Origin of the sequence: Pseudomonas agronomica (assembly GCF_025917275.1) — a bacterium.
Lineage (GTDB): Bacteria > Pseudomonadota > Gammaproteobacteria > Pseudomonadales > Pseudomonadaceae > Aquipseudomonas > Aquipseudomonas agronomica.
This window is the reverse complement of sequence record NZ_JAOSHO010000228.1, coordinates 1-7,925: the sequence shown is the minus strand read 5'-3', so window position 1 is coordinate 7,925 and position 7,925 is coordinate 1. Positions and strand designations below refer to the sequence as shown.

Sequence of the window (7,925 nt, the reverse complement as noted above, 5' to 3'; positions counted from 1 at the left end):
AGGCCCTTGAACCTCACAAAGCAATCGGCGCCCGCTCGCAAAGGGTGCTCAACGCCTGCGCCCACTGCGGATCGTCATTGAGACACGGCACCAGCACCAGCTCCTCCCCTCCCGCTTCGCGAAACTGCTCACGGCCACGGTCGCCGATTTCTTCCAGCGTCTCAATGCAATCGGCGACAAACGCGGGGCACATCACCAGCACCTTCTTCACACCGCTCTTGGCCAATTCCTCCAGGCGCGCTTCGGTGTACGGTTCGATCCACTTGGCGCGGCCCAGTCGCGACTGGAACGACACCGACCATTTTCCATCCGCCAAACCCATGCGATGGGCGAACAGCTCGGCAGTGCGGATGCACTGGGCGCGGTAACAGGTCGCCATGACTTCCGGCGGCGCGTTCTTGCAGCAGTCGGCATCCTTGAAACAGTGGAAACCCGTAGGATCGAGCTTGGTCAGGTGCCGTTCGGGCAGGCCGTGGAAACTCAGCAACAGGTGATCATGGTCCTGCATCAAGTACGGCTTGGCGCTGGCGACCAGCGCATCGAGGTATTCCGGCTGGTCGTAGAACGGCTGCAGGATCGAGAACTGCACATCGAGCTTCTTTTCGCGCACGACCCGCTTGGCCTCTTCAACCACGGTGGTCACGGTGCTTTCAGCGAACTGCGGATACAACGGCGCCAGCGTGATGTTCTTGTGGCCCTGGCTTGCCAGCCGTACCAGGGTCGACTCGATGGATGGCTCGCCATAACGCATCGCCAACTCCACCGGGCCCTGGGTCCATTGAAGGGTCATCGCTTGTTGCAAGCGACGGCTGAGCACCACCAGCGGCGAACCCTCCTCCCACCAGATTGATGCATAGGCATGGGCCGACTGCTCGGGGCGCTTGATCAGGATCAGCGACACCAGCAAGCGACGCACCGGCCAAGGCAGGTCGATGACGTACGGGTCCATGAGGAATTGATTGAGGTAGCGGCGCACATCGGCCACCGAGGTGGAGGCAGGCGAACCCAGATTCACCAGAAGCAACGCGTGATCGGTCATGCAACATCCTATTTCAAAGGCGACCCGACAAATCTTCCAGGGCCGCAGGCAAATCAGTGAACCGGAATGAAAAACCCGCCGCCTGTAATCGGACCGGCGTGGCGCGCTGGCCGCCCAGCAACAGCAATGACAACTCACCCAACGCGACTTTCAACGCTAGCTCCGGCATCGGCACCACGGCCGGCCGATGCAAGACGCGCCCCAGGGCCTTGGCAAAATCGCGGTTGCGCACCGGATTCGGCGCGCAGGCATTATAAGGACCGCTGGCATCGTCGCGGTGCAGAAGAAAATCAATCAGGGCGATTTGATCGTCGATATGAATCCACGGCATCCACTGCCGACCATCGCCGATACGCCCGCCCAGCGCCAGCTTGAAGGGCAACAACAGCCGCGACAAAAAGCCGCCCTCAGCCGACAGGACCAGGCCGGTGCGAACCAGCACAACACGGATGCCCATGGCCTCGGCCCGCTGAGCGGTTTCCTCCCAGGCAATGCACAACTGGCTGGCGAAGTCCTCGCTGACCGGTCCCGATTCCTCGGTCAACTCTCGCTCGCCGCCGTCGCCATACCAACCCACCGCGGAACCGGAAATCAGTACCTGCGGCTTCTGTTCGCAACGCTCCAGCCATGCGAGCAAAACCTCAGTCAGCGTGACGCGGCTGCTCCACAGCAACATCTTGCGCTTATGGCTCCAAGGCCGGTCGGCAATGGGTGCGCCCGCCAGGTTGACCACCGCGTCCACGGGCTCGCCGAGCTCGTCGAGCTTGGCGACGCCGCGTACCTGCGCGCCGCAAATTTCAGCCACTTGCTCGGGTCGACGACTCCAGACCGTCAAGCGATGTCCCTGCTCCAACCAGCGCCGGCAGAGCTGACGTCCGATCAAACCAGTACCGCCGGTCAGCAATATGTGCATGAGGTGTTCCTCTCATCGCGTTTTACCCGGCCCATTAGTCTATTTTTATAGGTAGAGATTTTTGATATCGAACAGGGTCTGTCTCTAACAATAGGACAACCTGTCGAAACTCGAACGGTAAAACTTATACCAAAAATCAAAATTGTACAGGATTAAACGACGGCGTAGTCTGTACAGAAAGTTAAACGAGGCCCTCATGACTGTACCTATCGCAATCATCGGCACCGGCATCGCCGGTTTATCAGCCGCTCAGGCCCTGACGGAGGCCGGGCACGTCATCCAACTTTTCGATAAAAGCCACGGCAGTGGCGGTCGCATGTCGAGCAAGCGCAGTGACGCTGGCGCGCTGGACATGGGCGCACAATATTTCACCGCCCGCGATCGGCGCTTCGTCACTGAGGTCCAGCGCTGGCAAGCCAACGGCTGGGCGGCGGAGTGGAACCCGCAGCTTTATCACTATCAAGACGGAGAAATGAGCCCCTCCCCCGACGAACAGACCCGCTGGGTCGGCACCCCTCGCATGAGCGCCATTACCCGCGCCCTGCTCGGCGAACTGCAAGTGCAATTCGCCTGCCGCATCACCGAAGTGTATCGCGGCCAGGAGCACTGGCACCTGCAGGACGCGGAAGGGTTCACCCATGGCCCGTTCGGCCAGGTGATCATCGCTACGCCGGCGCCCCAGGCCACCGCATTGCTGGCGGCCGTGCCGAAGCTGGCCGGGGTGGCCGCCGGGGTGAAAATGGACCCTACCTGGGCCGTGGCGCTGGCCTTCGAACAACCTTTGAATACGCCCATGGAAGGTTGTTTCGTACAAGACAGCCCCCTCGACTGGCTGGCTCGCAACCGCAGCAAACCGGGGCGCGACACCCAGCTCGACACGTGGGTGCTGCACGCCACGAGTGACTGGAGCCGCCAGCACATCGACATGCCCAAGGAAGCGGTTATCGAGCATTTGCACGGCGCCTTCGCCGAACTGTTGCACAGCGCGATGCCGGCACCGTGTTTCAGCGTGGCCCATCGCTGGCTGTATGCGCGCCCTGCCGGCAGCCATGAATGGGGCGCTCTGGCGGATGCGGACCTGGGCTTGTATGTGTGTGGCGACTGGTGCCTGTCCGGCCGGGTCGAAGGTGCCTGGCTCAGCGGCCAGGAAGCCGCTCGCCGCTTGCACGCCAGTCTTCAGTAAAACGCGACTCCTGTATTACCGCTGCTGTCGCAACAGACAGCAGCCCATCCGCCAACAGCGACATCACCTCCGTTCATTCAATTCCCGGTTGACTTGTGCACGTTCGGACCTATGATGAAAATATTGTACAGAAAGAAAAAACTGTACAAGATTAAACCATCAGAGGTTGCCCATGCCCAGCGAAGCCAACGCCAAACCCAGAATCGCCATCAGCGCTTGCCTGATGGGCGCTGACGTTCGCTTTAACGGCGGGCATAAACAATCGACATTGTGCAGCCGCACGCTCACCGAATACTTCGACTTCGTCCCGGTATGCCCCGAGGTCGCCATCGGCCTGGGTATTCCCCGGGAGCCGATCCGCCTGGTGGGCAACCCAGAGCGTCCCGACGCGGTAGGCACGGTGAATCGCGACCTCGACGTGACCCAACCGCTGGCCGAATACGGGCAGCAGATGGCCGGGGAACTGGATGGCATCTGTGGTTATATCTTCATGCAGAAATCGCCTTCCTGCGGGCTGGAACGGGTCAAGGTCTACGATCACAACGGCGTGCCCCAGGACGGCGGTGGGCGAGGCGTTTATGCCCAGGCTTTTTGCGAGCGTCATCCGGATCTGCCGGTGGAGGAAGATGGCCGCCTGAATGATCCGGTGTTGCGGGAAAATTTCCTGACGCGGGTGTTCGCCTATGCCGCCTGGCAAACGCTGCGCCAGCGAGGCCTGACCCGACGCGACCTCATCGAATTTCATTCGCGCTACAAATACCTGCTGATGGCTCACAACCCAGTGCAGTACAAGGCATTGGGCAATTTGTTGGGCAACATGGGCAAGGGCGATCCCGACGAATTGGGCGCACGTTATTTCAGCGCCTTGATGGCCGCCTTGAAAAAATGCGCCACCCGCCGTACCCACACCAACGTACTCCAGCACTTGAGCGGCTATCTCAAGCGCGCCATCAATGCCGATGACAAGCAGGAAGTGCAACACCTCATCGCGCAATATCGCCTCGGCATCGTGCCGCTGGTGGTACCGCTGACACTGCTCAAGCACCACCTGCGCCAGCACCCTGACCCTTATCTGGCGCAGCAGGTGTACTGGCAACCACACCCGGAAAATCTCAGCTTGCGAAACGCCATTTGATGAACACAAAACCGGATTCAAGCGCCAGTGAAGACCTCGGCGTCGACTTTGCCGAGGCACTGGCGCAGGGCTGGCTTCCCATACGCGAAGTGGCCCGGCAAACCGGCGTCAATGCCGTCACGCTACGGGCCTGGGAGCGACGCTACGGCTTGATCGTGCCGCACCGCACCGCCAAAGGTCATCGCTTGTTCAATGCCGAGCATGTGCAGCGGATCCAGAGCATCCTCACCTGGATCAATCGCGGCGTGGCGGTGAGCAAGATCAAGCCGTTGCTCGAGACGCCGCAAGCACCCGAAGAGCCCGTGCAGGACGATTGGCAGCGCCAGCGCCACGCCTTGTTGCTGGCCGTGACGCAACTGGCCGAGCGTCAGGTCGACGACCTGATCAACCAGGCGATGGCGCTGTATCCGCCCCGGACGGTTTGCGAACAATTGCTGCTGCCCTTGCTGGCCGAGTTGCAAACGCGCTGGCAGGGGCAGTTCGGCGCGCAACTGGAGCAGGTGTTTTTCCACACCTGGCTGCGCAGCAAATTCGGCAGCCGGATCTATCACAACAACCGTCAGCTACGTGGCGCGCCGTTGCTGCTGGTCAATCAATCGCAATCCCCCCAGGAACCCTGCCTGTGGCTCACCGCCTGGCTCGCCAGCAGCGCCGATTGTCCCGTGGAAGTACTAGACGGGCCCCTGCCTGCCGGAGAGTTGGCCCTGGCGGTCGAACGCCTCAAGGTTCGCGCCGTGCTGGTGTATTCCAACCACGCCCTGGACCTGTCCCAACTGCCCAGGCTGCTGAATGCGATCGACTGCCCGATCATCATTGCCGGCCCGGCCGCGTCGATCCATCAAGCCAGGTTATCCACAGGCGTCTCGACGCTGGACGTGTCCTGGGCCGAAGACCCATTGGCGGCTCACCGCGAACTGAGCCGCAGAGAACTCCTGTAGATGGAAAACCCCATGCAACTGATCTGGCTGCGCAGCGACTTGCGCCTGCACGACAACACCGCCCTGGCGGCAGCCGCTGCCGCAGGGCCCTGCGTGGCGGTGTACCTGATGAGCCCCGGGCAATGGCGCGCCCATGACGACGCACCGTGCAAGATCGATTTCTGGCGGCGCAACCTCGCTTCGTTGGGCTCGGCGCTGAACGAACTGAATGTCCCGCTGCTGATTCGCCACGCCTCGTACTGGGACCAGGCGCCACAGGTGCTGTCGACGCTGTGTCGCGAATTGAACGTCAGCGCCGTGCATGTCAATGACGAGTATGGCGTGAACGAAACCCGGCGCGATGACGAGGTGGCTCGAACCCTGGAGGGTCAAGGCGTAGCGTTCCACCGTTACCTTGATCAACTGCTGTTCAAGCCCGGCAGCGTCCTGACCAGGACCGGCAATTATTTCCAGGTATTCAGCCAGTTTCGCAAGGTGTGCTACCAGCGCTTGAACCTTTCGCTACCCAGCCTGGTTGCCGCTCCGGCTAAACAAGCCCGCACGGCCATCGCCAGCGATCCGGTGCCCACGCACGTTGAAGGCTTCACCCCTCCCAGCGAAGCGCTACGTGCCCTCTGGCCCGCCGGCGAGAACGAGGCCCGACGGCGCCTGGACGCTTTTGTCGACCAACACATCAATGATTACCAGCGTGAGCGCGACTTCCCCGCCCACCCTGGCACCAGCCAGCTTTCGGCCTATCTGGTGGCCGGTGTTGTCTCACCACGCCAGTGCCTGCACGCCGCGCTGCAAGCCAACCAGGGTGAATTCGAGAGCGGAAGTGTCGGAACCGTGACCTGGATCAATGAATTGCTCTGGCGCGAGTTTTATAAACACATTCTTGTGGGCTATCCACGCGTGTCGCGCCATCGCGCGTTCCGCCCGGAAACCGAAGCGCTGGCATGGCGCAAGGCTCCTGAGGAATTGGAAGCTTGGCAACAGGCGCGCACCGGCCTGCCGATTATCGACGCCGCGATGCGTCAATTGCTGGAGACTGGCTGGATGCACAACCGCCTGCGAATGGTGGTCGCCATGTTCCTGACCAAGAACTTGCTGATCGATTGGCGCGAAGGCGAACGTTTTTTCATGCGTCACCTGATCGACGGGGATTTGGCCGCCAACAATGGCGGCTGGCAGTGGAGCGCCTCCACCGGCACGGATTCGGCGCCCTGGTTCCGGATCTTCAATCCGTTGAGCCAATCGGAGAAATTCGATCGTGAAGGCTTGTTTATCAAACGTTGGTTACCGGAACTGAACGATCTCGACAGGCAAAGGGTCCACAGCCCTAATGCCCAGGGCAACTTGTTTGATGCAGTGCACTATCATCGACCGATCGTCGATCTGGCCGAGTCCCGAGTACGTGCGCTGGCCGCCTTCAAGAATCTGCCAGCACGACAGGACATGGGATGACACGATGGCCGATCAGCGAACATGAAATGTGGACGGCCGGACATAATCGGTTGTGAGGCTATATAGTCTGACTAATCGAAGGGACCTTAAAAGGCAATGTGCAGGATGCACGAATCAAGCCTGATTAATTTCATATCAAGGCTGTGGGAAAAAAGGGGAGAACGATGGCGCGAAAATATTGGCTGACCGGTGCCAGTAACGGACTGGGTGCTGCGTTGGCCGAAGCGATTCTTCAGGCCGGTGCGCAGTTGGCCGTCAGTACCCGCGTCGCGCCCTCTTGCGAGGCCCTTTCGCAACGGTATCCCGGCCAGGTGCTGATGGTGCCGGGCAACTTGACCGACAGCCAGACCGTTCGAGAAATTGGCCAGCGGCTTGCTCAGGAATGGGGAGCACTGGATACCGTGATCATCAATGCAGGCACGGCTGAATACGTTGCTGGCCAACCCACCGATAACGCATTGATTGAATACCTCATTCGCAGCAATCTGCTCGCAGCGAGTTTCTGCATCGAGACGGCGCGCCCCTTGTTACGCCTGGGCGACGAGCCGCATCTGGTGGGCATTGCCAGTCCGGTCACCTACTTGCGAGCATCGCACGCAGAGGGCGACGGCGATGCGTTGCGCCATGTATTCGAGTCGGCCCGTGCCGATCTGGCCTGCGAGGAAATCGACCTTACGCTGGTCACGCCGGGGTTCGACAATTCGGCGATAAGCCTTGATGACGGCTTTTCGATAATGGCTGGATGGACAGCTGAAACGGCGGCTAGCTACCTGTTGGCTCAATTGAGCAGTCGCCCCCACGAAACGGCCTTGCCGGCCGCCGCCATGAGCAGGCTCTGGCCCTTGCCTTCATCAAGCGGAACAGGTCAAGACGACGTCGCCATCTGCCAGAACAGAGGACAATCCCCGATCAAGGGACAACCCTGAACCGCCCGGTTGCCTTACACTGCGCAGCATGAAAACCATCCCCCTCGTTGAACTCCCCACGCCGGTCGTCACGTGCTCGACCTGCGCGGCGTGCTGCTGCCAGCTCGAAGTCATGCTCATCACCGACACTGGCGTTCCAGAGCGGTTTATCGACACCGACGACTGGGGCGGGGAAGTGATGCTGCGCCTTGATGACGGTTGGTGCGCGGCGCTGGATCGCGACAGCATGATGTGCACGATCTACGAAAGGCGTCCGCTGATTTGCAGGGAGTTCGAAATGGGTGCGCCGGAATGCCTGGAGGAGCGCCAGGGCATTGCGACGGCGTATCGGTAAGAATCAGATCC

General features: G+C 60.8%; 8 protein-coding genes. 6 read left to right on the top strand and 2 right to left on the bottom strand.

What is annotated here, in order from left to right:
• Window positions 1-13: 13 nt before the first annotated feature.
• Window positions 14-1,039, bottom strand: coding sequence for a ferrochelatase (hemH, locus tag OC610_RS16525; protein ID WP_264429096.1), 1,026 nt, complete (start codon window positions 1,037-1,039; stop codon window positions 14-16).
• Between the two features lie 13 nt (window positions 1,040-1,052).
• Window positions 1,053-1,952 (bottom strand): TIGR01777 family oxidoreductase, encoded by a 900-nt coding sequence (locus OC610_RS16520; RefSeq protein ID WP_264429095.1) that lies wholly within the window; start codon window positions 1,950-1,952, stop codon window positions 1,053-1,055.
• A 196-nt stretch (window positions 1,953-2,148) separates the two neighbouring features.
• Here OC610_RS16520 and OC610_RS16515 point away from each other — a divergent pair, with 196 nt between their 5' ends.
• The 6 genes from OC610_RS16515 to OC610_RS16490 all read left to right on the top strand — a co-directional run bounded on the left by OC610_RS16515 (window position 2,149) and on the right by OC610_RS16490 (window position 7,914).
• Window positions 2,149-3,135 carry an NAD(P)/FAD-dependent oxidoreductase gene (locus OC610_RS16515; protein ID WP_264429094.1) on the top strand — a complete coding sequence of 329 codons (987 nt, stop codon included), beginning with the start codon at window positions 2,149-2,151 and terminating at the stop codon, window positions 3,133-3,135.
• A gap of 172 nt (window positions 3,136-3,307) precedes the next feature.
• Window positions 3,308-4,270, top strand: a complete 963-nt coding sequence (locus tag OC610_RS16510) for a YbgA family protein (protein ID WP_264429092.1) — start codon at window positions 3,308-3,310, stop codon at window positions 4,268-4,270.
• Complete coding sequence (locus tag OC610_RS16505; RefSeq protein ID WP_264429090.1) at window positions 4,270-5,208, top strand: MerR family transcriptional regulator; 939 nt, start codon at window positions 4,270-4,272, stop codon at window positions 5,206-5,208. Before OC610_RS16510 ends, OC610_RS16505 begins: the two co-directional genes overlap by 1 nt.
• A 12-nt stretch (window positions 5,209-5,220) precedes the next feature.
• Window positions 5,221-6,654 carry a deoxyribodipyrimidine photo-lyase gene (phrB, locus tag OC610_RS16500; RefSeq protein WP_264429088.1) on the top strand — a complete coding sequence of 478 codons (1,434 nt, stop codon included), beginning with the start codon at window positions 5,221-5,223 and terminating at the stop codon, window positions 6,652-6,654.
• 164 nt (window positions 6,655-6,818) lie between these two features.
• A complete protein-coding gene (locus OC610_RS16495) occupies window positions 6,819-7,580 on the top strand; it encodes an SDR family NAD(P)-dependent oxidoreductase (protein WP_264429086.1) in 762 nt (253 codons plus the stop codon).
• A gap of 28 nt (window positions 7,581-7,608) precedes the next feature.
• Entirely contained in the window at window positions 7,609-7,914 is a 306-nt protein-coding gene (locus tag OC610_RS16490) for a YkgJ family cysteine cluster protein (protein WP_264429084.1), read from the top strand.
• The last annotated feature ends 11 nt before the right edge of the window (window positions 7,915-7,925 follow it).